At 67.6% G+C, this 23,949-nt stretch carries 25 protein-coding genes and 2 pseudogenes; 19 read left to right on the top strand and 8 right to left on the bottom strand.

What is annotated here, in order from left to right:
- Nucleotides 1-251: 251 nt before the first annotated feature.
- Nucleotides 252-500 (bottom strand): hypothetical protein, encoded by a 249-nt coding sequence (locus B141_RS0110615; RefSeq protein WP_020575143.1) that lies wholly within the window; start codon nt 498-500, stop codon nt 252-254.
- 121 nt (nt 501-621) lie between these two features.
- Here B141_RS0110615 and B141_RS52540 point away from each other — a divergent pair, with 121 nt between their 5' ends.
- Entirely contained in the window at nt 622-966 is a 345-nt protein-coding gene (locus B141_RS52540) for a hypothetical protein (RefSeq protein WP_337587602.1), read from the top strand.
- Between the two features lie 221 nt (nt 967-1,187).
- Here B141_RS52540 and B141_RS0110605 read toward each other — a convergent pair whose 3' ends face one another.
- Complete coding sequence (locus tag B141_RS0110605) at nt 1,188-2,174, bottom strand: ArsR/SmtB family transcription factor (protein WP_020575141.1); 987 nt, start codon at nt 2,172-2,174, stop codon at nt 1,188-1,190.
- Nucleotides 2,175-2,235: 61 nt separating this feature from the next.
- Here B141_RS0110605 and B141_RS0110600 point away from each other — a divergent pair, with 61 nt between their 5' ends.
- The 6 genes from B141_RS0110600 (at nt 2,236) to B141_RS0110570 (ending at nt 7,585) form a co-directional block, all read left to right on the top strand.
- Entirely contained in the window at nt 2,236-3,444 is a 1,209-nt protein-coding gene (locus B141_RS0110600) for an MFS transporter (RefSeq protein WP_020575140.1), read from the top strand.
- A gap of 1,095 nt (nt 3,445-4,539) precedes the next feature.
- A complete protein-coding gene (locus tag B141_RS50630) occupies nt 4,540-4,923 on the top strand; it encodes a hypothetical protein (RefSeq protein ID WP_202805730.1) in 384 nt (127 codons plus the stop codon).
- 8 nt (nt 4,924-4,931) lie between these two features.
- Nucleotides 4,932-5,336: a Tn3 family transposase gene (locus B141_RS50625; RefSeq protein WP_026257090.1), complete on the top strand. Its 405-nt coding sequence runs from the start codon at nt 4,932-4,934 to the stop codon at nt 5,334-5,336.
- 237 nt (nt 5,337-5,573) lie between these two features.
- Complete coding sequence (locus B141_RS0110580; protein ID WP_020575138.1) at nt 5,574-6,449, top strand: RNA polymerase subunit sigma-70; 876 nt, start codon at nt 5,574-5,576, stop codon at nt 6,447-6,449.
- Between the two features lie 62 nt (nt 6,450-6,511).
- Entirely contained in the window at nt 6,512-7,075 is a 564-nt protein-coding gene (locus B141_RS0110575; RefSeq protein WP_020575137.1) for a dihydrofolate reductase family protein, read from the top strand.
- 75 nt (nt 7,076-7,150) lie between these two features.
- A complete protein-coding gene (locus tag B141_RS0110570; protein ID WP_020575136.1) occupies nt 7,151-7,585 on the top strand; it encodes a DUF6069 family protein in 435 nt (144 codons plus the stop codon).
- Nucleotides 7,586-7,926: 341 nt separating this feature from the next.
- On the opposite strand, the gene B141_RS50620 is transcribed toward B141_RS0110570, so the two are convergent.
- Together B141_RS50620 and B141_RS50615 are read right to left on the bottom strand one after the other, a co-directional pair.
- Complete coding sequence (locus B141_RS50620; protein WP_020575135.1) at nt 7,927-8,427, bottom strand: DUF5937 family protein; 501 nt, start codon at nt 8,425-8,427, stop codon at nt 7,927-7,929.
- Nucleotides 8,334-8,642 (bottom strand): hypothetical protein, encoded by a 309-nt coding sequence (locus B141_RS50615; protein WP_202805727.1) that lies wholly within the window; start codon nt 8,640-8,642, stop codon nt 8,334-8,336. Before B141_RS50615 ends, B141_RS50620 begins: the two co-directional genes overlap by 94 nt.
- Nucleotides 8,643-8,696: 54 nt before the next feature.
- On the opposite strand from B141_RS50615, the gene B141_RS50250 reads away from it, so the two are divergent.
- From B141_RS50250 to B141_RS0110555, 3 genes and pseudogenes are all read left to right on the top strand, one after another.
- The gene (locus tag B141_RS50250) at nt 8,697-8,972 is read left to right on the top strand and encodes an MFS transporter (RefSeq protein ID WP_040420937.1); all 276 of its coding nucleotides are present in this window, start codon (nt 8,697-8,699) and stop codon (nt 8,970-8,972) included.
- Between the two features lie 233 nt (nt 8,973-9,205).
- A pseudogene (locus B141_RS52755) lies at nt 9,206-9,424 on the top strand (group II intron maturase-specific domain-containing protein); the annotation flags it as partial.
- A gap of 271 nt (nt 9,425-9,695) precedes the next feature.
- Complete coding sequence (locus B141_RS0110555) at nt 9,696-9,899, top strand: zinc finger domain-containing protein (RefSeq protein WP_020575132.1); 204 nt, start codon at nt 9,696-9,698, stop codon at nt 9,897-9,899.
- Between the two features lie 71 nt (nt 9,900-9,970).
- Here B141_RS0110555 and B141_RS0110550 read toward each other — a convergent pair whose 3' ends face one another.
- Nucleotides 9,971-10,231 carry a transposase gene (locus B141_RS0110550; RefSeq protein WP_020575131.1) on the bottom strand — a complete coding sequence of 87 codons (261 nt, stop codon included), beginning with the start codon at nt 10,229-10,231 and terminating at the stop codon, nt 9,971-9,973.
- 188 nt (nt 10,232-10,419) lie between these two features.
- Here B141_RS0110550 and B141_RS0110545 point away from each other — a divergent pair, with 188 nt between their 5' ends.
- Together B141_RS0110545 and B141_RS0110540 are read left to right on the top strand one after the other, a co-directional pair.
- Entirely contained in the window at nt 10,420-12,072 is a 1,653-nt protein-coding gene (locus tag B141_RS0110545) for an APC family permease (protein WP_020575130.1), read from the top strand.
- 687 nt (nt 12,073-12,759) lie between these two features.
- A complete protein-coding gene (locus B141_RS0110540) occupies nt 12,760-13,932 on the top strand; it encodes an amidohydrolase family protein (protein WP_026257088.1) in 1,173 nt (390 codons plus the stop codon).
- Nucleotides 13,933-14,016: 84 nt separating this feature from the next.
- On the opposite strand, the gene B141_RS39990 is transcribed toward B141_RS0110540, so the two are convergent.
- Complete coding sequence (locus B141_RS39990) at nt 14,017-14,526, bottom strand: formylglycine-generating enzyme family protein (protein ID WP_202805725.1); 510 nt, start codon at nt 14,524-14,526, stop codon at nt 14,017-14,019.
- Between the two features lie 80 nt (nt 14,527-14,606).
- A pseudogene (locus B141_RS50245) lies at nt 14,607-14,943 on the bottom strand (VOC family protein).
- 409 nt (nt 14,944-15,352) lie between these two features.
- Here B141_RS50245 and B141_RS39985 point away from each other — a divergent pair.
- A complete protein-coding gene (locus tag B141_RS39985) occupies nt 15,353-16,222 on the top strand; it encodes a DNA glycosylase AlkZ-like family protein (protein WP_202805724.1) in 870 nt (289 codons plus the stop codon).
- A complete protein-coding gene (locus B141_RS52750; protein WP_420313585.1) occupies nt 16,203-16,397 on the top strand; it encodes a hypothetical protein in 195 nt (64 codons plus the stop codon). Before B141_RS39985 ends, B141_RS52750 begins: the two co-directional genes overlap by 20 nt.
- A 467-nt stretch (nt 16,398-16,864) precedes the next feature.
- On the opposite strand, the gene B141_RS0110525 is transcribed toward B141_RS52750, so the two are convergent.
- Nucleotides 16,865-17,353 carry a GNAT family N-acetyltransferase gene (locus B141_RS0110525; protein WP_020575127.1) on the bottom strand — a complete coding sequence of 163 codons (489 nt, stop codon included), beginning with the start codon at nt 17,351-17,353 and terminating at the stop codon, nt 16,865-16,867.
- 322 nt (nt 17,354-17,675) lie between these two features.
- On the opposite strand from B141_RS0110525, the gene B141_RS39980 reads away from it, so the two are divergent.
- The 5 genes from B141_RS39980 (at nt 17,676) to B141_RS0110495 (ending at nt 23,684) form a co-directional block, all read left to right on the top strand.
- Nucleotides 17,676-18,383, top strand: a complete 708-nt coding sequence (locus B141_RS39980; protein WP_020575126.1) for an aminoglycoside phosphotransferase family protein — start codon at nt 17,676-17,678, stop codon at nt 18,381-18,383.
- A gap of 1,160 nt (nt 18,384-19,543) precedes the next feature.
- Entirely contained in the window at nt 19,544-20,620 is a 1,077-nt protein-coding gene (locus tag B141_RS0110510) for a FecCD family ABC transporter permease (protein WP_020575124.1), read from the top strand.
- Nucleotides 20,617-21,402 carry an ABC transporter ATP-binding protein gene (locus B141_RS0110505; protein ID WP_020575123.1) on the top strand — a complete coding sequence of 262 codons (786 nt, stop codon included), beginning with the start codon at nt 20,617-20,619 and terminating at the stop codon, nt 21,400-21,402. The genes B141_RS0110510 and B141_RS0110505 overlap by 4 nt, the downstream gene beginning before the upstream one ends.
- On the top strand, nt 21,399-22,418 hold the full coding sequence (locus tag B141_RS0110500; RefSeq protein ID WP_020575122.1) for an ABC transporter substrate-binding protein: 1,020 nt from the start codon (nt 21,399-21,401) through the stop codon (nt 22,416-22,418). Before B141_RS0110505 ends, B141_RS0110500 begins: the two co-directional genes overlap by 4 nt.
- Nucleotides 22,419-22,421: 3 nt before the next feature.
- Nucleotides 22,422-23,684, top strand: coding sequence for an MFS transporter (locus tag B141_RS0110495; protein ID WP_157180932.1), 1,263 nt, complete (start codon nt 22,422-22,424; stop codon nt 23,682-23,684).
- The last annotated feature ends 265 nt before the right edge of the window (nt 23,685-23,949 follow it).

The following is a 23,949-nucleotide window of genomic DNA, read 5'->3' as shown; positions in this document are numbered from 1 at the left end:
GCCTGGCGGCGCCACCTGGCGATGGTCCTGACCATGGTCACCCTCGGGCTGATGGTGACCGCGTTCGTCTATCGGTCTATCGGTCTATCGGTCTATCGGTCTATCGGTCTGGAGCCTGCTTGATCTGGATGCACCGGGTGGGGTGATCAGCGCCGCCCGCATGGCGGCCGGGCTGCCCGGCGCTGAAGTCGGTTTGGCCCCGCTGCCGCGCGACCACGAGGCTTTGATCCGGTCGGCGGTGACGGAGCCTGTCAGACCGGCGTCGCGCCTTCAGGACCGGTGAGCTTGTCCTTGATGTCGTCGACCGGAGCCCGGGCCTCGTCTATCGCACCTTCGGCGGTCTCCGTGACGGTTCGGCCGGCATCAGTGACAGGTTCCACGGCCTGGTCGAACAGGTCCTCGGCTGGCGGGTCGATGTTCGCGGTCGCCTCGTCCGCCTGGTCCTTGGCTCCTTGGAGGAGTTCGGTCGCCTTCTCTTTGAGCATGTCGAACAGACCCATGAGCAGATCCTCCAGTTTCTTGATGTCGGTGAGATCGCCGCTCGCCTACGGTTCAGTGAGTCGGGATGGTGGCCACCCGATCCATATAGCCCGTGTGTAACACCTTGTACGCCTTGTGTCGATGATTTCGCATGCGCAGGTAAGCGAGCGCGTGCCCTCACGGATGTGGCGTCAGCTGCTTAACGAAGAAGAGCGCAATCTCGTGTGGTCCCTCGGGCGGCACGGCGTAGATAGTTCCAGGGGATTGACGCGCTTCCAAGCGCCAATTGGGGCGTTCGACTTGGGGCACGGCTTGCCGTTCAACAACCAGGAGCTGTTCAAGAAGGGTGCCGCGGCAGCGATCGCAGCCGCGGAGACCTTTGAGCAGAAATCGCCGCGCTCCAAACGGGTGCAGTACTCGACGCTGACGCCTGCCAGCATCGCCACCTCACTCCTACGCAACCCGCTCACCCGGCGGGTGCGGTAGACAAGCAGACCCGCCTCCTGTGTGATCTTGTCACGGCGAGCGTTCAGGAAAGCGCGTACCTCAGCGGGTTGGCCATGGCACGCCCGGCGTCACGCCGCCCCGCCCCGCTCGCGGTGCTCGTGGCCGGAGCCGAGCCGCGTGTTCCGTGTGGTGGTTGGTGAGGCAGGTGCTCCTGCCCGAGCCCGACCGTAGGGGCGCACCCGACACACGTACATGGGAAGCTACCCGCCCGGGGCACCCGCGGCGGGTCCGGAGCCGGAGGCGACGAGGGCGTCGCCGAGGGCGGTGCGCCAGTAGAGCACCTCGCGGCCCGACCGGCGTCGGAGCACGACGCCCGCGGCGAGGAGCACCTTGAGGTGGTCGCCCACGGATCCGAGGGCCAGGCCGGTCGTGGCTGCGAGTCCCGTGGTGCTCGAGGGCGACTCGAGGGCGACGAGCAGCGTGGCGCGCGCCCGGCCGACGAGGCGTTCGAGGCCGTCCGGCTCCCCCGCGTCGACCCGGGCCAACGCGCCCGTGACGGGGTAGTAGACGGCGTACCGGCGCGGCAGCAGCCACCCAACCCAGTGCGCCTTGTGGTTGACCGGGACGAAGAACAGGTCGGCGTCGTCGGGCAGCACTCGCGAGGGCAGGTCGTAGTCGTTGATGCGCAGGTGGCCGTCGCCGACCCACTCGCGGTCGCGACCGAGGTCGCGCAGCACGGCGGCCCAGCCCTGGGTGGCAAGGCGCGACGTGCGCGACACGACGTCGGCCCGCAGGATGCGCTCGCGCCGGGCCCAGTCGGTCGCGAGGACGTGCGTCCACACCCACTGGAGCAGCTCGACGGCGTGCTCGGTGACGCCGTCGCGCAGGAGGACGTCGGGCAGGTCGCCGTCCGGTGAACTCTCGGCGAGGTACTCCCGGACGAAGTCGTCGCCGAGGGCACGCACGTCGTCGAGTTCCTCGGCGAAGCTGCGCCCGCCGGGCAACGGGGGCAGGCACAGCCAGTCGGATATCCACCGCGGCCGCCAGCTGTGGTCGAGCACGGCCCGGCGCACCGGGTGCGCGTCCAGCATGACGCGGAACGCCTGGCTGTGCGCGGCCGCGAGGGCCCGCCCCTCGGGGTCGGACGGGCGGACGAGGTGGTTGAGCGCGCCGGCGGTCTCGATGCGCGGCGACACGACGAAGCGGCTGCGCGCGAGCAGGTCGGCCGAGATCTGCCAGGTCCCCAACGTTTCGCCTCCACCCGAAACATTAGCGCCGGCGCCGGTCTGCGGGGCAGGGTCTTGGCCCGTGAGGACCTACCGAGAGCTGTTCGCCGTCCCCGAGTTCCGCGTTCTCTTCCTGACCCAGTGCCTCAACATCGCCTCGTACGCCGTCGCGAGCCTCGCCCTCGGCACCATCACGTACGAGGCGACCGGATCACCCGTACTCACCGGCCTGTCGATGTTCGGCGCGCCCCTCCTGCGCCTCGTCGGGCAGGCCCTCTTCGGCTCCGGCGCCGACCTCGTCCGGCCTCGCACGGCCATCACGGTCGTCATCGGGTCGACGCTCGTCGCCGACCTGCTCCAGGCGCTGCCCGGGCTCCACTGGGGCTGGCGGTTCGTCCTCCTCGCGCTGCCGCCGCTCGTCAACTCGGCCTTCGGCGGCAGCATGATGGCGCTCGTCGCCGACGTCCTGCCGCCCGACGGGTTCGTCCTCGGCCGCGCGACGATCAACATCGCGGTCGGCCTCATGCAGGTCGTCGGATTCGGCCTCGGCGGCCTGCTCCTCCTCCACTTCACGACGACTCAGCTGTTCCTCGGCTCAGCCGCCGCCCTCGCCGTCGCGGTCCTCCTCGTACGACTCGGCATCGCCGACCACCCGCCGCGGGCTACCGCCGCGTCGGTCGTGCGTCGCTCGCACGAGGTCAACCGCCGCCTCCTCGGCTCGCGGATCGTGCGGCCGGTGTTCCTCACGCTCTGGGTGCCCAACGGCCTCATCGTCGGGTGCGAGGCGCTCTACGTCCCCTTCGCGGGCGACCGTGCCGGCTGGCTGTTCGCCGTCGGCGCCGCAGGGATGCTCCTCGGCGACGTCGTCGTCGGACGCTTCCTACCCGTGCCGGTGCGCGACCGGCTCATTGGCCCGCTGCGGATCCTCCTCGCGCTGCCCTACCTCGCGTTCGTCCTCGTGCCCTCGCTGCCCGTGGCGTCGCTGCTCGTCTTCGTCGCCTCGATCGGCTACTCGGCGAGCCTGCCGCTGCAGGAGCGGCTCGTCACCCACACCGAGGGCGAGGCGCGCGGTCAGGTGTTCGGCCTCAACAGCACCGGCCTCATGGTCGGCCAGGCGATGGGCGCCCTCGTGGGCGGCGCCGTCGCGAGCCTCCTCGGCGTCGGTGTCGAGCCCGCCGCCACGGCCATGACGCTCATGGCTCTCGCATCGCTCGCGGTGTCGGTGACACTGACGCCCGGCCTGCGCCGGTCGCGCCCCGGCCCCGGGCAGCACGCGGACGTCCCGACCTGAGCTCCGCCGAGGACGAGATACCTGACGCTCGTTGACGACGAGTGTCACGAAGAAGCCGCCCTGCAGCGGCGCGAACCCCAGCGTCGGCGCAGGCGTCGGGACGGTAGGAGCACCGCCCCCACCGTCACGACCCCGAGCGCCGCGAGCGCCAGCGGCAGGCTCGGGCGGCGGAGCCCTCACAGGGCCCAACGGCAGCCCCAGTCAGACCTCAGCGTGGGAATCTAAGGCGGGATCACGCTCGACCAGCCGTCCGACCTCAGGAGGGTGGTCGGTGGGTGCCGTGAGTAAACCTCGTGGAGCCGTCGCGCATAGCACGCAGATAGCACGACGTCAGCCTCGGCAGCTCGCCGCCTATATCGACGTGCTTCGCATCAAGCGACGCCATAGGGTGCGGGGCATGCCATCGTTAACCGGTCACGGAGCCACGGCGGATCCAGTTGACGGACTCGCATATCGGCTACTGGCCAGGTATGGCTCCAGGCCTGAGCGGGCGAGCCGACCCGGGCACAGCGGTCGTTCGCATCAGCCGCTCTGTTGACGGCTCGTTGGCGCGCGAGACTTCCCTCGCCGAATTGCTTCGGCCCGACGTCGGTTATCCCAAAGTGCTCGGCCAGGGCGTACCGAGCAAAGCGAAGGCGCCCAGTGTGGAGCAGCAGGTTTGTCAATGGTTCTGTCAATGAAACGGTGCAGTTCGGAGGCATCCGTGACGCTTCTGACAGGCGCATGGTCGAGCCAGCAGGCGTAAGACCACTCGCTCACGACCGGGCGTCCCTCGCATAATCCCTGGGTCGCGGGTTCGAGTCCCGCCCGCCCTACCCCATCTGACCAGGCCATATCACCTCGCTCAGTACTCCTTCCTTGGTGGTCATGTCAATGGGCGGAGCAGCTGCTGCAGGCGGTGTCCATGCTGACCGGGCTGTACGCGACGGGCACCCGCAAGGTGCCTGCGAGCGCGCCGGTGGGGTTCGTGCCGACGAAGTGGGCCGGCTATCTGGGCGCCGCGGCGGAGTCCGGGGACGTGACCGCGTACCGGCACTACTGGGAACTGGTCGGGCTGCGTGACGGCGTGACGGGCTGCGCTCGGGTGATGTGTTCGTGCCCGGCTCGCGCCGGTACGCCGATCCGGCGTCGTTCCTGCTCATCGAGCAGGCGTGGGCGCCGCAGCGCGTCGAGTTCTGCTCCCTGGTCGGCAAGCCCGCCGATGGCGTCGACGCGCTCGCGAAGGCCGACAACGAGCTGCACACCGCCTTGGGTGATCTGGAGGCGCTGCTGGCGAAGGGCGCAGCCGGGGAGATTCGGCTCACCGACGACGGTGCGCTGATCATCCCGCCGTTGACAGCCGAGGACATCCCCGCCGACGACGTGCCACGCACCGAACGCCGCGATGCTGCCCCGCTTGCCGCTGGTCTCGGTGCTGGTGGAGGTCGACGCCCGGACCGGGTTCACCGACCACCTGGTGCACGCCGCGGGCCGACCTGATCACGAGCATGTGGGACGACCTGCTGCGCGTCGCCGCGTCCGTGAAGGGCGGGCACGCCACCGCCGCCCTGGTCGTCGGGACGCTGTGCTCGTCCAAGCGGCAGCAGAACGCGCTCACAAGCGCGATCAAGGAGTACGGGGCGTGGCGCCGCACCCTGTACGCCACCCGCTACCTCGCCGACGAGACCTACCGACGGCGCATCGCCCGGCAGCTCAACAAGGGCGAGAACCTGCACGCCCTACGCCGCTCTCTCGCCTACGCCGCCGAGGGAGCGCTGCGCCGCCGGCACCACGAGCAGCAGTCCGCGCAGATGTGGTGCCTCACCCTGGCCACCAACGCGATCGTCTGTTGGTCGACGGATTACCACGGCCTCGGCGTCGTCGCCCTGCGCCCGCGAGGGCCGCGACGTTGACGACGAGGGCCAGGCGCACATCTGGCCGACTCACCATGAGAACGTGCACTTCTACGACACCCGCTCCGTCGACATCGACGGCGAACTCGCCCAGTTCGACGCCGACGGCTACCGGCCGCTACGCGCCACGGTCGTACCTGTGCCCGACTGAGCCCCGCTCCGGTCGGCACCCGCCAGCCGCACACAGAAAGGCGTCCTGATGGAGATTCCCCTGTTCAAGGTCAGGCAGTGGAGCACATGCCCGCGCCCGGTGCCCAGGGGTTCCTGCGGGCGTGGCGCGGCCGGGACGGCTTCGAGGGCCGTTCCTCCCTGCGCGCCTGGTTGTACCGGATCGCCACCAACGCCTGCCTGGACTTCCTAGACGGCCGGAGCCGCCGGACGCTGCCCGACCAGGCCGATTCGCCGGCCGGCCCGTGGTTGCAGCCGTTCCCCGGCCACCTGTGGGAGCCGGCGGCGCCGAGCGCCGACGACCCGGAGGCCGCGGTGATCGCGAAGGAGACCCTGGAGCTGGCGTTCCTGGCCGCCATCCAACACCTGCCGCCGAGGCAGCGCGCCGCGACGATCCTGTGCGACGTGCTGGGCTGGCCGGTCCGCCAGACGGCCGAGGCACTGGACGGCAGTGTCGCCTCGGTCAACAGCGCACTGCAGCGGGCCAGAGCCACCCTGCGCACCCACCTGCCGCCGAGCCGGTCGGACTGGGCCCCGTCAGCCCCGCCCACCGACGAGGACCGCAGGATCCTGCGCCGCTACATGTCCGCGGTGGAACGCGGCGACCTGGCCGAGGTCGCCGAGCTGCTGGCGCGGGACGTGCGGGCGACGATGCCGCCGTACCCGGAGTGGTTCGCCGACCGCGACGGCGTGCTGGCAGCGCTGTCGGCGAGCTGGGACGCCGGCTCACCCGACTACATCGGAACGCTGCGCATGCTGCCGGCAGCATGCGCCAACGGCCAGTTGGCCGCGGCGACGTACCGGTGTCCGCCGGGCGGGCACGCGTACGAGCCGTTCGGCATCGGCGTGCTGCAGGTCCGCGACGGCCGAATAACCGAGATCGTCGCGTTCCACGAGCCGGCCCTGTTCCCGTCGTTCAACCTCCCACCCACCCTGGACCGATGAGGTTCCGCGGTGGATGCCGTCTCAACACCGCACGAGGCAATCAGCGGGCAGAGGAGACAGCAGTGAACGACATCGAACCGCAGACCGCGAACGGCAAGGTGCTCTGGCACTTCACCATGTCCCTGGACGGGTACGTGGCCGGACCGAACCACGAGATGGACTGGATGATGACCGGCATCTCGCCCCAGCCGGGCCTGATCGAGGAGTACGTCGGGACCACAGGCGCGGTCCTGGGCGGCCGGCGCGGCTGGGACCACTTCCCGGATCCGAGCTCCGTCTACGGCGGCGCCTGGACCGGACCCATCTTTGTGCTCACCCATCACCCGGAGGACGCCAAGCCCGCCGACGGCGTCACATTCCTGGACTGTGACGTGGCCGAGGCGGTACGGATCGCGCTGGCCGCGGCCGGCGGCGGGAACGTCGAGGTGCTGTCGCCGACGATCGGTGGGCAGCTTCTCGAACGCGGCCTGCTCGACGAGATCGACCTGCACATCGCGCCCGTGCTGCTCGGCGAGGGCATCCGGCTGCTGGACCTCCCCGGTGGCCGACCGCACTACCTCCACCGGGTCGGCGCCGGCGACCCCACGGCCGAGCTGAGTGTGCGGTACCGGCCGGTCAGGCCGTGACCGCGAGCGTCACCGCAGCGACGGCGAGCGCACCCAGCACAGTTCGTGAACTATGAATCTGCTTTAGGAGTAGACGTGACGATTCAGAGTGATGTACGGGAGATCAGTGCCGGAACGCGCCGACGCAATCGGGCTCTCGCGGTGGTGGGGGCCGTCGTGGCGGCCGTCCTGGTCTGGGTGGTGGGCGAGCCGTTGCTCGGCAACGACATGATCATCAAGGCCGACGGGCAGGAGCCGCAGGACCTCGGGGCGAGCGCGATCATCATGTTCTCGCTGTTCTTCTCCCTGCTGGGCTGGGCGCTGCTGGCCCTGCTGGAGCGCGTGACCCCCCGCGCCCGCCTGATCTGGACGGTCGTGGCGCTGATGTTCCTGGCCATGTCGTTCTTCTTCCCGCTGTTCACCATCGAGGCGTCGGGCGGGACCAAGGTCGTGCTCGCGCTCGCACACGTCGCGGTCGCCGCAGTGCTCATTCCGGTGTTCCAGGCGACCTCGCCGAACGCCCGCAAGTAGGGGGCCGGACGACCGGGTTCCGGCGCGGTGACGGTGAACGTGAAGAACGCGCAGCACCGCGCTTCGCGGTCAGCCAGCTCACGTACCGAGTCGACCAGGGCAGGTTCGCCGGCGAGCGTTACCCGAAGGTGGCGTGCGTCCGGGCGCTTCCACTCGTACGCCGCCGTCAAGAGCGCGTCGAACTCCGCCAGGCGCAGCGGCCGCTCAGTGGTCGGGAGGGTGCACGTGTCCGGTACCCAGCCCAGGCCGGAAGGGCTCTGATCGGTCATGACCTCACGGCAAGCCCGTACCTAGGTACCGGATGCAAGGCGATTCTGACAGGGCCATCCCGCATCGCCGCTTCAGCTGGGGAGGAGCGCGTCGCCCAGCGCGGTACGAGCGTAGAGCACCACCCGGCCGGTGCGATGCGAGGTCACCAGGCCGGCTCCGCGCAGTGCCGTCAGGTGCTGGGAGACGCCGCCGGCGGTCAGCCCGGTCCGCCGGGCCAGGTCGCTCGTCGATGCGGGCGCGTCGAGGTGGGCCAGGAGTATCGCCCGGGACCGGCCGACGATGGCGGCGAGTGAGCCGGGTTCGGCCGGGCGGCCGTGCTCCCACAGTGTGGCAATGCCCCGCGCCGGGTAGCGCAGCACCGGCTGCCACGGCTCGGCCGTCTTCGTCGCCACCTGTGGCCAGACGAACGCCGACGGGACCAGGACCAACCCACGCCCGTCCAGCCGCCGGGTGTCGGTGACCAGCGGATGCCGCACGGTCAGGGTGTCATCGGCCCAGCTGACCGCGGGATGGAGATCCGCGAAGAGCCGCTGCGCGCCTCCGGCGGCGAGGTGCCGGGCCCGGTACAGCACGTCACCTCGAGCAGGTCGCGCAGCCGGCGCCAGTGCGACGCCAGGGCCACCTCCCAGTACGCCGTGACGGTCGTCGCCAGCTCATCGAGCCCGCACTGGCCGCCATTCACCGTCGCCGGGTCGGTGGCCCGGAGCAGCTCCACCTCTTCGGCGAGGTCGGGTGTCGGCGTATGGGGGGTGGGCGCGAGGTAACCCGGCAGCGGCGCTCCGCGCACCGAGATCCACGCGGCGGTTGGCTCTGGCTCGCCGCCGCTGCCTGGTTCGTCGTCGTGTACAAGGTGGGCGTCGACAACGTCATCCTGGTGACCTTCCGCCAGCGGGTCACGCCGGACCGGCTGCTCGGGCGGCAGAACGCGACCATGCGCTTTCTGCTGACCGGGGCGCTGGCCATCGGGGCGGCGCTGGCCGGGGTGCTGGCCGAGCTGTTCGGGATCCGGGTCGCCCTGTGGGTTGGTGCCTGCGTGCTGGCCTTGGTGTGGATACCGCTGTTGCGCAGCGCTCCTCACCTCGAGCACGCCATGGGGCCTGCGTCGCCAGCGAATTAGGGATCGGCGCGGGGCTCGGTTACGAAATGTGGAGAACATGACGGTCCGACGCAAGAGACACGGTCGTTTTCTCCACATTCCGTGACGGCCGCCGTCGCCCACCGCGCGCAGCGGCGTGCGAGGCGCAAGATCCAGGATTCGGCTACCCCCGGCCTGGCAGGCCAGCAGATCCGAAACAGTCACGGACAGTTACCACGAAACGCTTCGTCTATACCAAGCCATCGACGAAGGCGATCGCTTCCGTCAAGGACAAGGTGAAAACCAAGACGCACAGATCAACCCTGCACATGGGCCTGGACGAGCTGCTGACCGGCTTGAACCAGGCTATGCGCGGGTGGGCGAACTACTACCGGCATGCGGTGTCCAAGAAGACCTTCAACAGCGTGGACTACTACGCCTGGCAGCGGGTCGCCGCTTGGATACACCGCAAGCATGGCCGGATATGCCGGCGTGAGCTCAGACGCAGATTCTGCGACCAAGGTTGGCGTCTCGCCCACCGCGGTGTCGCGTTCACCGGCGCCTCCGGCGTCGCAGTGACGCCAGCCGAACTCGACCTCCGCCTGCAACTCTGGCTCCAGAGCAGCCCGATTCTCAGGCCCACTGAAGTACTGGCCAGACGGAGCAGTTGGCGCAGGTCGCCCGCGAGGCGATCCAGGCAGTCCGTGACGGACAGACCGCCCGGGCCCTCGCCATCCTCGAACGCGCGGCCAGGATCGGCGAACGATGACCGAGGAACCGCTCAGCGAGGCTGACCAGAAGACCCTCCGCCGGGTACTCGCCCGGCCGTGCGGTTTCTGTGGTGCAACGGTCGACGAATGGTGCCGGACCGCGACCGGCACGCTGCTCGATCACCTGGACGCTCAGCACCTCACGCGGCGGTTGAGCCGCGCAAAACCGACTCCCCTGATCAGGGGAACCAGGCAATGACCCGCGACGCGATGTGGGCCGGCGCCAGTTCCAGCGGCGGACGACTCCGCCGCTAGGCCGTGTTTCTTGGATCATGGAACGGCGTCGCGGAGCCAGATTTTGATGGATGCGACGTCGATGGTTCCCTGGTAGCTGACTTCGCGTTTGTCGAAATGTGTGGCCACTGCGCGGAACTGCCGGAGTTTGTTGATACAGCGCTCGACGGTGTTACGTTCCTTGTAGCGTTCGGCGTCGAAGGTGGGCGGACGGCCCCCGGCCGAGCCGCGCTTAAGCTGGTTGGCCTTCTGGTCCTTTTTGATCGGAATGACGGCCTGCACCTTGTGCTCGCGCACAGGACACTCAACCCAAGATCCAGGAAACACGCCCTAACGCGGTGGCACCCTGCCTCGTCAGGAACCTACGTTTACCCCCTGCCCGAAGTCCCGCGCTGATCCGGCAGAGGGGGGCGCATTCGGTGGGCGTCCGTACGGTCCTATCTTGGCGTTGAATGTGTTGCGGGTCGCACATAGAGGTGGTCGCTATGGCGGGACAAGTAGCGCGGGCACCCTCATCGGGCGGCGGCGCCGGCCTTCGCCGGGACATCAAGCTGGTGGGTCTGACCGCGATGTCGGTCGGCTCGATCATCGGGTCGGGCTGGCTGTTCGGGTCGCAATTGGCTCTGAAAGCCGCAGGCCCGGCGGCGCTCATCTCGTGGGGCATCGGTGCCGTGGCCATCATCATTCTTGCGCTGGTGCACGCCGAGCTGGGGGCGATGTATCCGGTGGCCGGCGGCACGGCTCGGTTCCCGCACTACGCCTTCGGTGGTGCGGTCGGAGCATCGTTCGGTTGGTTCTCCTGGTTGCAAGCGTTGACCGTGGCGCCGATCGAGGTCCTGGCCATGATCAGCTATGGCCAGCACTACACGTTCGCCAAGGGCTTCATGACGCGACGCGCTGGGGAGAGCGTGCTCACTCCGTCCGGAATCGTGGTCGCGGTCGTCCTGATGGCGATCGTCACGTCGATCAACTTCCTCAGCGTCCGCAAGCTTGCCAACACCAACAGTGCTGCCACCTGGTGGAAGGTCGCCACTCCGTTGTTCACGATCATGGTGATCGGCATCGCCAACTTCCACGCCGCGAACTTCACCGCGGCCGACGGGTTCAATCCGTACGGAGCGCGCGGGATACTGGGCGCGGTGTCGACCAGCGGCATCGTGTTCGCCTTCCTGGGCTTCGAACAAGCCGATCAGCTGGCTGGTGAAAGCGGGAATCCGAAGCGGGACATTCCGCTGGCGGTGATCGGATCGATCGTGATCGGGGCGATCATCTACATCGGTCTTCAGTTGGTGTTCCTCGGTGGCCTGCCGGCCAGCCAGATCGGTACCAACTGGTCGACGAGCGCGTACACCGCGCTGACCGGGCCGTTCGCACAGCTGGCCTCGCTGGTCGGCCTCGGCTGGCTCGCTGCCATCCTCTACATCGACGCGGTGATCTCTCCCGGCGGCACCGCGCTGGTGTACGCCGCATCGAGCTCACGGATCTCATACGGTCTTGCCCGTAACGGATATATCCCGAGGTGGTATCAGTCGACCGATCGGCGTGGGGTGCCGTGGCTGGGGTTGATCAGCGCGTTCGTGATCGGCTGCGTCTGTTTCCTGCCGTTCCCCAGTTGGCGATCACTGGTCGGTTTAATCACCAGCGCCAGTGTGTTGATGTATGCCGGCGCGCCACTTTCCTTCGCCGTGTTCCGTAAGCGGCTGCCCGATGCCGAACGCCCGTACCGACTGAGTGGTGGTGCGGTGATCTCGCCGATCGCGTTCATCGTCGCCAACTTCTTGATCTTGTGGTCCGGATGGGACACCGACTGGAAGCTCGGAATTGCGATCTTGATCGGCTACGTCATCCTGGCTGCGAATCGGGTCCTCCGATTGAACCCGATTGCTCCCGAGCTGAACTGGCGTACCGCCCAGTGGCTACCGGTCTATCTGGTCGGCCTCGGGGTGATCGTCTACCTCAGCGATTTCGGACCGCTCAAGCATCCGATCCTCCCACTGTGGTGGGATCTGGCCGCGGTCGCCGCATTCAGCCTGATCATCTACTACTGGGCACGCGCCGTGGCCCTGCCGACGGAGCGGATGAAGACGATGCTCGATACGATCGTGCGGCCGGAGAGCAGGACGTCCTCGACGTCGTAGGCTTCGTTCGGACCGGCTTCAACGGGTGAGGGTCGACCGCACGGGTCGTTCCCCCGGCTGCTTGAAACCCCTGGTGCCGAACTTCTCGATCGAGGGCGCCGAATGGTTCCGCGCCCTCGACGCGAAGCATCGAACGCAGAGCGCGACGGCCCGCCTGTGGGAATCGAACCCACGACCTACGCATTACGAGTCGGTGGCGGCACCGAGAAGCCCGCTCCCCGACGCTCGCCAGCTGTTCGTCGTCGCCCACCAATGTCCTTGATCGTCTGCCCGCTTGGCTGCTCGCATGGCTGCTTCGCGCACCCCTGCGACCCACCGCTTGATCGCGCCGGCCGGATGGCTACCACCCCAGCCGTCCCGTGTCCTCATACCCCCCGCAGGCCTTAGGGCGACAGGGCTGAAACAGCAGGGGGCAAGGGGACTCAAGTGTTTCAGCCTCCTACACCACCGGAGTGACGCAGTGACATAGAGAGAGTGTGGGAGAGACAGCCTCCACCTACCTGTCACACCCCTGTCACTCACGTCTCCGCAGGTCGGAGACGGTCGAGTGACAGAGTGACAGCTGTGGCAGTCGGAATATGTCTCGATGTCGCTACCTTCCGCATCCACCAGCACCGGCCGTCGTCGACGGAATAGCAGGCGCATAGCCCCATGCTTGGAGCACCCTTGGCGGCTACGATCACCAGGATGCCAACACTGATCAAGCATGTCCGAGTCTTTGACGGCGTTGAGGTTGTGGACGCCGATTGCGTCTTGATCCAGGGCGACCAAATCGTCATGGTCAGTCGGAATCTCTCGGCTCCGACTGGATGCGTGGTAGTCGAAGGCGGCGGTGGCACGTTACTTCCCGGTTTTATCGACGCCCACGTCCACACCCCCGACCAAGGCACCCTAAACGAGGCGGCCGCCGCGTTGCGACAGGCTCTAAGATTCGGAGTCACTACCATGCTTTGCATGGGATGTCGTTACCCCGAATTCGTTGCACAACTGAAGACGTTGAAAGAGCCAGACCTTTGCGATCTTCGATCTGCCGGGATCGTCGCATCAGTCGACGGCAGCCATCCGACTCAGTTCTTCGACTATTACCCGACCCTGCATGGCGCAGGGGAGGTCGAATCGTTTATTGATGCCAGAGTTAGGGAAGGTTCAGACTACCTAAAGATCATCATCGAAGACAGTTCCGTGATCGGAAAGTCGACTCCGTTCATCTCCTCTGAGGTCTCCACTGCAGTCGCCGCGCAGGCGCACTCCCACGGCCTACTCGTCGTGGCCCACGCCCAGTCCCGCCGCTTCGTGGAACAAGCGATCGAGTCGGGCGTGGACGGTCTAGCTCACCAGTACGTAGACCAGCCGTTGACCCCAGAATTTGCTCAGGTCCTCAAGTCTGCCGGCGTCTTCGTCGTGATGACACTTGCCGTGTATCACAGCCGCGAGGGCGCGAAACTCGCCAACGATCCAAGACTGAATCCGAAGATCGACGCCAGATGGCGAGACATCCTTTGCGATAGCGTTAATGGTCAAGGGCAGTTCCGGGAATACGCTCTTGCGGCCGTGCGTCTCCTGCGAGATGCGGGTATACCGATTCTGGCAGGCTCCGACGCGGCGAATCCCGGGACAACGTATGGCGCGAGCATGCACCACGAGCTCGAACTCCTGGTCCGCGGCGGACTCACCACCGCGGAGGCACTCACAGCAGCGACCATGGCGCCGGCCAAACACTTCCGACTCCGTGACCGTGGCCGAATCGTACCAGGGCTGCGCGCCGACCTGGTATTAGTTCAAGGCGACCCGACCACAGATATCGACGCAACCAGGTCGATCCAAGACGTCTGGCGAAACGGAATCAGGCTTCGCCGCTGAGGCATCGGTCAGCGCTTGGCTCGGCGCCGCCGATGGCCTACGCCGGTCACTGTACCTCTGCACTCCCACGGCCAGAGGATGCAATTAGAGACGCCGAGGTGCGTCGTTCAGTAGCCGCTCCAACTCGTCAGCTGATGCAACGCAGCGGAAGCCTGTGTCGTCATCGCACATGGTCGCGGCCGCGTCGTTGACCAGCGTTGGCGTGGCTCGGTCGAACGGGCTGGTCCAGGCGCCGCCCTTCAACTCGTGGCGGCCTGGACTGGTTTCGGTGGAGCACCATTCCCAGACGTTTCCGCACATGTCGTAGACGCCGTATGGGCTGACGCCGCTTCGGTAGCAGTCCCCAGGGGTCGTTTCACCGATCCCGTTCTCCCGCACGTTGCACTTTGCGGGCGTCGGTTGATCTCCCCATGGATAGACCGCGCCACGCGTGCCGCGGGCAGCCTTCTCCCACTGTTGACTCGTGGGTAGTTGCTTGCCCGCCCACTCTGCATAGGCCGTTGCGTCCTGCCATGTCACGTAGACGACCGGGCCAACCTCGTCAAGGTCATACCAACCCGAAGGTCGGTGAGATATGCGTGCCGAGTGCTTCACGACCCCGCAGGCCTGCTCGCCGGGGTATTACAGGCTCTCTCGACAGGTGACCGCTCTGGGCCTGCACGGTGACAGCACGCTCAGCCTGAAAGTCGGCGTGCGCTTCTTACCTCAGTCGCCGACGTATAGGCAGAACGGTGCCCGGCCGGGTCGTAGAGGACGCGGACGGTCTCCTGTGGCTGATAGTCGGCGACAGTGGCGCCCAGCTCGACGGCGTGTGCGACGGCGGTCTCCAGCTCGCCTACCTCCGACGTCGAGATGGATCATCATCTGTTGGTGGCCATCCTTGGCTGGCCAGACTGGCCGGACCCACTCGGCCGACTTCTGGGGCTGGAACGACATGTACGCCTCGCAACCGCCAGGCACTTCCAGTACGAACTCGTTCGGCTTGTTCTTGTAGATCTTCCAGCCCAGCATCTCGGCGTAGAACAGGCCCAGCGCCTGAGGATCCGATGCATCCAGAACGACGCCCCACCAGTGCCCTTTGTCAGCTCGTCCGCGAAGCATCTCAATCGCTCATTCCCTCGGGGATCGCGACGCTAGAGCCCCTCTTCACTGCTGGTCAGCTTCGGACTGCACGAGTCTGTTGGCAGCTCCCCGGCGATCGACAGGACAAGGGCCGCCCGCGCACCCAAGGGACGCACGCCCCGGCCGAAGCAGGACAAGGGCCGCCCGCGCACCCAAGGGACGCACGCCCCGGCCGAAGGCTGATGCGATCACGCTTCCCAAGGCCAAGGCACGCCGCATCTGGCTGCACGCCCAGCGGCTCGATAGCCAGGAGCCATTCGGTGACGGTGCGCAGGCAACGGTCGCGGCAATAGAACACTTGGGCTACGTCCAGATAGACACGATCAACGTCATCGAGCGAGCTCACCACCGCATCCTCTGGACGCGGATCCCCGGGTACGACCGCGAGCATCTCCACCAGGCCCAAACCGTCGACAAGACGGTCTTTGAAGCGTCGACGCACGCGCTGTCCTACGTCCCAGCCAGAGATCTTAAGTTCTTCCTGCCGGCCATGAGACGAGCGCGTAAGGAACCACGCATGCCGTGGAACCGTACAGTCAAGGACGAGGACATTCGGCGCGTGGTCACGTTGATCCGGAAGACCGGCGCTCTAACAATTCGCGACATCAAAGACGATGTGCTCGTGGAGAAGGACTGGGCATGGGCAAGCCGCAAGCCCTCGAAGCGGGCACTGGACATGGCATTCCACTGGGGCCTCGTCACGATTAGCGAACGCGCTGGAATGGTCAAGACGTATGAGCTCATAGATCGCCATTTCGGATGGGACAAGCCACCCCGACCCGCGACGGACAGGCAGGTCCTCACCTACCGGCTCGATCGCGCCCTGCGCTCCCAAGGCTTGGTAAGCCTCGACTCCACCTGTCACCTCTCGGCCAAGTCAAAGCCTGCGATCCGAGCACTGATCGAGGCACGAGTGCAAAGAAGGGAGCTCGTACCCGTAACGATCGAAGGCACCGGCAAGGTCGAGCACTGGACAACGCCGCATACCCTTGACACCATCTCCTCGCCAGATGATCGGCCAGTCCACATCCTGTCTCCGTTCGATCCCCTGATCATTCAACGCAAGCGACTCGCGCTGTTCTTCGACTACAACCACCCGGTTCGAGGCCTACGTACCCCAGGAAAAACGCGTTCTCGGATACTTCGCGCTGCCCGTCCTCGTAGGTGACGAGATCGTCGCCGTCATCGACCTGAAAGTCGACCGCGAAGAGGCCGCGCTATTCATGCAGCAATGGACCTGGGTAGGCAAAGGCACGGCCAGTCGCCACAAGGTACCGATCGAAAACGAGCTCACCCGCTTTGAGCGCTTCCAGCTCCAACCCATGCATAGCAACCCAATCTGAGGCTCCTCTCCCGTCGATCGGACAGCTTGCCCGAACCCGCCCGTGGTGGTCGTCCGATGGGAGAGGAGTCCGGCGCTCCTTCCCCGAGAGAGGACCGGGGTTCGGGGCAGAGCCCGAGGTTCTCGTTTGAGCGAGTCACCACCGGCTTCCGCACGGCGAGCCCGAGGACGGCGCCCCAGCCCGCCCGCAAGGGCGGTAGCCGGGCGGTGCGCCGCGTCAGCGGCGCCTTGACCCTGGAGAGCCGGAATCAGCAACGTAGAGCTGGCACACGCGGCACGAACCGACGGGAAATGGACCGGACCAGCTGATCCGTAGGCCGATTGGGATCGACCAGCCTCGTCCAGGGCCGTCCAGCTCACGCAGGACGGATGGGTTCGATGGGCCAGTAGCGTCGGCCACCGTCCATGGCCGTCCAGCGTCCTGTTAGGAACCGCGTTAGCAGACTCGTCCGGCTCCTGGCAGGAAGACTAGGCAAGTTCCTTGTGCATGACCGTGATCATCGTTTCGTAGCGAGCGACCGTGCCGTCCGGCGCTTCCTCGTCCCAGGCTCCAGGTTCGCGGCCGGTGACGACGTAGCCGAGGCGTTCATAGAGTGTGCGTGGCCGTGACTTCTTCTCGTCGAAGCCCAGCTCGGCCAAGGTGAGGCCGCGTCCGCGGATCCGCTGCTCCAAGGCTTGGATGAGGACCGTGCCAATGCCACAGCCACGCAGCGGCGAATCAACGGAAAGCTGCCACAGGAGTGCGATACCCGAGGGCTTGGCGTAGTCGACCCCGCCGGTCGCCACCGGAATGCCAGACGGCGGACAGACTGCGAGGAAGTCGACCTCGCCGCGCTCCGCCCGGTCGAGAGCCGTGAATGTGCCCTCAAGATATGTCTCTGACCACCCGGAGAAGCCCAGATGCAGGTCCTCGGCAGTCAGATCTCTAACCGTCAGCGGTAGCACGACTTCGGACATACGCGTCACCTTGTCACCCTTGGGCCACGTACCGCCACACCATTCTGCTCAGCGCCGATGGCGGTCCGTCCCGTAGACCTCCAGCCCCAGGGCTCCACTCCCGTCGGTCGGACAGCTCGACCGCACCCGGGTCCTGTGCAGGTTCCGGGTACACCGCTCGCGGTGGCCGACCGGCGAGAAAGGCGCTGCCTCCACTCTCGGAGACCTCCCACAGGGGCTATGCGTCAAGGAAGACAACCAACTGGTGGTCGGGGCCCTGTCAGGCTTGGTCTCGTAGGAGGCCGTTTCGTCGTCGAGGACGTGACCGTGCGACCATCGGAACGTGGCTGGCATCGAGGAGGGCGAGGAGTCCCTGCGCGGTGGGATCAACCCGATCGTGCGGATTGGCACTACGATCCGGCGTCCAGTCGGCGCGTGGTCGTCTGCGGTGCATGAACTCCTCCAGCACCTGGAGTCCGTCGGGTTCAGAGGAGCGCCCCGGTTCCTCGGAATCGACGAGCAAGGGCGAGAAGTCTTGTCGCTGGTGCCTGGAGAAACTCCTTGGCCGCCGCGTCCGACGCTGTTCCATCCGGAGCTGCTGGTGAGCTCAGCGGTCCTTCTGCGGGTCTACCACGATGCTGTTGCCGGGTGGACTCCAACCGTCCCAGAGTGGCAGCTGCCACCCGTCGCCACCGGGCGACCGGAGGTCATCTGTCACAACGACGCCGCGCCGTGGAACCTGATCAGCCTGGGTCACACAGCGGTGGCCCTCGTCGACTGGGACACCGCCGCACCGGGGCCGCGCATGTGGGACTTTGCCTACCTCGCGTACACCCTCGTCCCGCTTGCCGCGCCGGAAAATCTCACCCTGATGGGTTGGCCGGCATCGACGCCAGTCTCACAGCGGCTCGCCTCTGTCCGTTGGGCCTACGGCTGCACACCGTCCCAATGGGATGAGTTACTCACCACGGTGCCCGCCAGGGTCCAGGCCGCATACGAGACGATGCGTACGTGGGCGGCCGAAGACCGACCTGGGTGGAAGGCACAGTAGGAACAGCCCGAACCCTGGAAGCACGGCAGCGGATACCTGCGGGACCTCGAATTCATCCGCAGCTCCGTGAACTCCTGGCGAGCTTGTTCGTGACTTAGCTGGCGAAGGCGCGGTGTTCGTCATAGAGCTGGCCGGTGGCCAGGCAGTGGTGGAGCATGCCATGCATCCGGTTGAACAGGTTGCGTTGGGCAGCTGCATGCCGGTCGCCTCGGTCGCGGCGGCGACGATAGTGGGCCAGGGCTTCTGGGGATGCGGTGAGGGCGCAGAAGGCCCACTGGTAGCCGATCGAGGCAGCTTGTTCTTGACCCGCCGGTTGAACACGGCTCGGCTCTTGCCTGAAGCGCGGGTGGTGGGTACCGACCCGGTGTAGGCCGTCAGCGAAACCGACCTCGCCCGCGAACTCGCAGCCGCCGGAATGCGTACCACGCTCGCCGACGCCAATCTCCTCGTCGCCCGCCCACTCGAGAAACCATGAACGAATCCCGCCACATCAAGCGCTGAGACTCACCGCTCAACGCCGCGCGATGAAGAGTGGTCGCACCAGAAGCCTGCGAGGATCGCCGACCCGCGGCAGCCGGAGCACATCGGCGAGCTTGGCTACATGGAGTTCGTCCAGCCATTCGGTGCCGGACGCGAGCTGCCCAATCAGGGCATGGCAGTTGGTCCAAACGCCTCCACCAGAGGGTTTTCGCCGTAGCCCACCAGAACGGCCAACCGATCGGAATCAAGCCGTAACGCCTGATGCGCGGGGGCGGACCCTGGGATAAGTAGCGTGCGTGCTCGGTGAGAACACGTGCCGCACACCGAGCCCGTATGCAGGCCGATGAAATTGGGCGGGTTCAGGGATGTTGGATCCGCCGACCCTCGGATGAACGACGGAAACGGCTCGGGAATCCCCGCATACAAAGCGATGTCGTCGAGGACTGCGTCCCCCGACGCCAGCAATCCACCCAGCGTTGCCGGTACGCGACCCGCACCTGATCGAATACCCCGCCCTTCCCCCGTGCGCCGTCCGCGGGTGCCGGGAGATCAGCTTTGCTCATACCCAGGGAAGGGGTGCCGCCGATGCTGCGCCGTGACGGGAACGAGTGCGCCGGCGCTTCCGAGGTTGGACGGGCCCGGTCGCACCATCTAGATAGAAATGATTATCATTCCGTTTCATGACCGCGACATCCTCCGAGCTGTCCGACGCCTCTCGCCCGGACTCGACGACTGAGCGTCCCTCCCGTGGGCGCCTGCTCGTGGCCGGCCTGGGCGTGGCGCTGCCGGTCGTGCTGCTCGTCAGCTCCGCCGTCGGGCCGGTCGGCGTGCCGGTCGGGACGACGGCCCGCATCTTGTGGGCGCACCTGCTGCCGGGTGAGCACGTGGCCGACTGGACGGCGGCGCAGGACCAGATCGTGTGGGCCTTCCGTATGCCGCGGACACTGCTCGCCGCGCTCGTCGGGGCCTCGCTCGCCCTCGCCGGCATGGTGCTCCAAGCGGTGATCCGCAACCCTCTCGCCGACCCGTACGTCCTGGGGGCTTCATCGGGCGCGTCCATGGGCGCGGTCGGGGCGCTCGTCGCAGGCGCGACCGTGCCCAGCCTGCTGGTGTCGGGGTCGGCGTTCGGTGGAGCAGCGGCAGCCGCCGCGCTGGTCTTCGTCCTCGCCCAACGCGCGGGCCAGGTCGCTCCCCTGCGGCTCGTGCTCGTGGGGGTGGCCCTCTCCTATCTGTTCAGCGCGGCGACGAGCTGGATCACGGTCACGGCAGACCACGGCAAGCTCCCCGGACTCGTGTTCTTCCTGCTGGGCAGCGTGTCGTCGGCGACGTGGGCGATGCTCGCCATCCCGCTCGTCGTGCTCCTCGCGGCGCTTACGCACGCGGCGCTTCGGGTCGACCACCTCAACGCGGTGATGACCGGGGACGAGTCCGCCACGTCGCTCGGGGTCGACGTGTCGCGGTTCCGCATCGAGGCGCTGGTGGCCACGTCGCTGCTCACGGGGGCGGTCGTGGCGGTGAGCGGCGGCATCGGGTTCGTGGGGATGGTCGTCCCCCACGTCTGCCGGCTCGTCGTTGGCGCCGACCACCGGCGGTTGGTCCCGGCGACGGTGCTGGGCGGTGCGGTGTTCCTCGTCGTCGTCGACATGATCGCGCGGACCGCCGCAGCACCTCAGGAGCTGCCGATCGGCATTGTGACCTCGGCGCTCGGAGCGCCCTTCTTTCTCTGGCTCCTGCGTGGCCACCGGAGGCGACGATGAGGCTCGAGTTCACCGACGTGACCGTCCGACTCGGGGACCGAACCGTCCTCGACCAGGTCAGCCTGCACGTCGCCCCGGGCGAGGTACTCGGGCTTCTCGGACCCAACGGATCCGGCAAGTCGACCCTGCTACGAACCGTCTACCGCACGGTGCGGCCCCACCGCGGCACGGTGCGGGTGGGCGAGTTGGACGTCTGGCGATCGGGAGTGCGCGAGGTCGCGAGGCACGTGGCGGTGCTGACCCAGGACCACTCCGTCGACGTGGAACTCGACGCCCTGGATCTCGTCCTGTTGGGCAGGATCCCGCACCGACGACTCGGGGGCACGGCTCGCCGCGACGACCTCGCACTGGCCCGACAGAGCCTGGCCCGCGTGGACGCGAGCCACCTGGCGCACCGCCCGGTGCCGACCCTCAGCGGCGGTGAGCGCCAGCGCGTGCTTCTCGCGCGCGCCCTGGCCCAGCAGCCGCACGTCCTGCTGCTCGACGAGCCGACCAACCACCTCGACATCGCCCACCAGCTGCACCTGCTGCACCTCGTGCGCGAACTCGGCACCACGGCCGTGGTGGCGCTGCACGACCTCACCCTGGCCGCGACCTACTGCGACCGGATCGCGCTGCTCCAGCACGGGCAGGTGGTGGCCCACGGGTCCCCGCGAGACGTGCTCACCGAAACCCGCGTACGAGACGTCTACGACGTCACCTGCGACGTACTCACCCATCCCCGCACCGGCCGGGCCCTGCTGGCTCTCGACCTCCCACCACAAGGAGCTGAAACGCCATGAGCCCCAACGTCCGCCGAGCTGCCGCCGCAGCTCTGCTTCCGCTCGTCGCCGCCTGCGGCACCGTGACGCAGCAAGCCCCTGCCACATCGTCGGCGCCCGCCTCGACGAGCGCGGCTGCGGGCGGCACATACCCCATGACCATCAGGAACTGCGGCCGCACATACACCGTGGCGGCACCACCGCAACGCATCGCGAGCCTCTATCCGGGCCAGACGGAGATCCTCCTGCGCCTCGGGGTCGGCGAGCGCATCGTCGCCCAGGCCCAGGAGGCGGTGTCGGAGCCCGTCCCCGACCTCGCGGAGCAACTCCGAGCCATCCCGTCTCTCAGCGCCAAGACCCCGCCCACCCGGGAGGCACTCATCGCGACGTCACCGGACTTCGTCTACTCCGGTTCGGAGTTCGAGTTCAACGCCGAACAGGGCTTCGCCGGCAAGGACGAACTGGTCAAGGCAGGTGCCACCCCCTACGTCGCCACGGCGGGCTGCCTGAAGCGCCGCTCCTCAGGCACCGTCGAGGACACGTTCGCCGACCTGCGCATCCTCGGCGCCGTCCTCGGCAGGAAGAGCCAAGCGGCGGCCCTCGAGCGCGAGGCTCGCGCGGAGCTCAAGAGCGTGGCAAACCGGGTCGGCGACCGCACGCCTGTACGTACCGCCCAGGTCTACTTCGAGGGCGGCAAGCTCTATGCGATCGGCGCGTCCATCGAGACCGACATGCTGCGCCTTGGGGGAGGCAGCAACGTCTTCGCGGCGACCGAGGAGCGGTTCTCCGACTTCTACGCCGCCGAGGTGAACCCCGAGGTCATCCTGTCGCGGAACCCGGACGCCTTCGTTTTCGCCGTACAGAACGCGGACCATGCCCGCCAGACGACGGACTTCCTGAGGCGCACGTTCCCCGGGACCGCTGCCGTGCGTGAGAACCGCCTCGTCGGGGTGCGCAACACGACGATGGCCCCGGGCAGCCTGGCGGCGATCGAGGGCGTGCGCACGATCGCCGCAGGGCTCCACCCGGAGCGCTGACCCGTGACGACCCCGAAGGAAGCTACCTCTCCGGCCGTGTGGGGGGACCGGGACTTCCTCCTGTTCCTCATCGCACGCACCGTCGCAACCGTGGGGTCCGCGGTCACGGCGGTCGCGCTGCCCTTGCTGGTCTACGACCTGTCCCGGTCCGCACTGCTCACCTCCGCCGTGGCTGCGTTGCAGGTCCTGCCCTACCTGCTCTTCGGGCTGATCGCCGGCGCCATGGCCGACCGGCTGCCGCGGCGGCCACTGATGCTGTGCTGCCAGGCCGCGTCGGCGGCGGCGCTCATCTCGGTGCCACTCGTCGAGCACACCGCGCGCCTCACCGTCACCCACCTGCTCACCGTCGCAGCGCTGCTCGCGACCGCGTTCGTGTGGTTCGACGCGGCCGCGTTCGGCGCGCTGCCCACGCTCGTGGGCAAGGACCGGCTCCTCGCGGCCAACAGCGCGGTGTGGTCGACCACGACCCTCGTCGGGGTGGCCGCGCCCGCCCTCGGAGGCGCCGCCGTGGCGGCACTGGACGCGCCGGGGGCCCTCGCGCTCGACGCGGCGTCATACGTCATCGCCGGTGGCGCACTGGCCGTTGTCGGACGCGTGTTCGGTCCCACCCGGCCGATCCGCGACAGAAGGCGGTCCCAGCTGCTCGCTGACATCCGCGAAGGGCTCGCGTTCGTGCGCGACAACACCGTCGTGCGATCGTTGACCCTGCTCGGGCTCGGCAACTCCGTCACCGCCGGCGCCGTCACCGGCCTGCTCGTCGTGCTCGCCATCCGTGACCTCGGCGTGCGCGAGGACGGAGTCGGCCTGCTACTCGTCGCCGCCGCGGCGGGTGCGCTGCTCGCGGCCGTGGTGCTCCCCCGCCTCGTACGCCATCTCCCCATCGGGTGGGTCAGCATCGGCGCCCTCAGCGCCAGCCCGCCGGCCGTCGCCCTGCTCGCCTTCGCCCCGGACGCGCGGTGGGCCGCGGGAGCCCTGCTCGCGTGGAGCCTGACCAGCACGCTCGTCGTCCTCAACGGGATCACCGCCCGGCAACGAGCCACCCCCGACTACCTGCAGGCCCGCGTCAACACCACGGCACGCATGATCGCCTGGGGCGGCACACCACTCGGAGCGCTGGCCGCCGGCGCGCTCGCTGACCTGGCCGGGGCCCGCGCCGCCTGCGCGCTCATGGCCGTCCCGGTCGCGGTCTCCGCGGCGCTGTCGTGGTGGTCACCCCTTCGGGACCAAGCCTTCGGGACAACGCCGCCGCCGCCGTCGAGGACATGACCACCTGGCAGAATCGGCGACTGGAACAGGTGTATCCGGTGATGTTCATCGACTGTCAGCGTCATCAACCGCATGGTCCGCAGGTCCTCCAGCACCAAGAGGTCCGTGCGGCCGGGCACAAGTGCGATCGCTCGTAGGTGTACCTGCTCGGCAGCCGAGCAACCGAAGGCGCCAGCGTGGAGTGGCAGGTCTGTCTATGGTTCTGTCAATGAAATGCTGTCGTTCGGATGCATCCGTGACGCTTCTGACAGGCGCATGGTCGGGA

Origin of the sequence: Actinopolymorpha alba DSM 45243 (genome assembly GCF_000373925.1) — a bacterium.
GTDB lineage: Bacteria > Actinomycetota > Actinomycetes > Propionibacteriales > Actinopolymorphaceae > Actinopolymorpha > Actinopolymorpha alba.
This window is presented reverse-complemented; position numbering and strand designations above follow the sequence as displayed.

Excerpts from the sequence above, each read along its gene's own strand:
- B141_RS0110555 (WP_020575132.1), top strand. The coding sequence starts at position 9,696 with ATGACCGAGGAACCGCTCAGCGAGGCTGACCAGAAGACCCTCCGCCGG.
- B141_RS0110500 (WP_020575122.1), top strand. The coding sequence starts at position 21,399 with ATGAGCCCCAACGTCCGCCGAGCTGCCGCCGCAGCTCTGCTTCCGCTC.
- B141_RS0110525 (WP_020575127.1), bottom strand. The coding sequence starts at position 17,353 with ATGTCCGAAGTCGTGCTACCGCTGACGGTTAGAGATCTGACTGCCGAG.
- B141_RS0110505 (WP_020575123.1), top strand. The coding sequence starts at position 20,617 with ATGAGGCTCGAGTTCACCGACGTGACCGTCCGACTCGGGGACCGAACC.
- B141_RS0110580 (WP_020575138.1), top strand. The coding sequence starts at position 5,574 with ATGCCCGCGCCCGGTGCCCAGGGGTTCCTGCGGGCGTGGCGCGGCCGG.
- B141_RS50625 (WP_026257090.1), top strand. The coding sequence starts at position 4,932 with ATGTGGGACGACCTGCTGCGCGTCGCCGCGTCCGTGAAGGGCGGGCAC.
- B141_RS52540 (WP_337587602.1), top strand. The coding sequence starts at position 622 with ATGATTTCGCATGCGCAGGTAAGCGAGCGCGTGCCCTCACGGATGTGG.
- B141_RS0110545 (WP_020575130.1), top strand. The coding sequence starts at position 10,420 with ATGGCGGGACAAGTAGCGCGGGCACCCTCATCGGGCGGCGGCGCCGGC.
- B141_RS0110510 (WP_020575124.1), top strand. The coding sequence starts at position 19,544 with ATGACCGCGACATCCTCCGAGCTGTCCGACGCCTCTCGCCCGGACTCG.
- B141_RS0110540 (WP_026257088.1), top strand. The coding sequence starts at position 12,760 with ATGCCAACACTGATCAAGCATGTCCGAGTCTTTGACGGCGTTGAGGTT.
- B141_RS0110615 (WP_020575143.1), bottom strand. The coding sequence starts at position 500 with ATGGGTCTGTTCGACATGCTCAAAGAGAAGGCGACCGAACTCCTCCAA.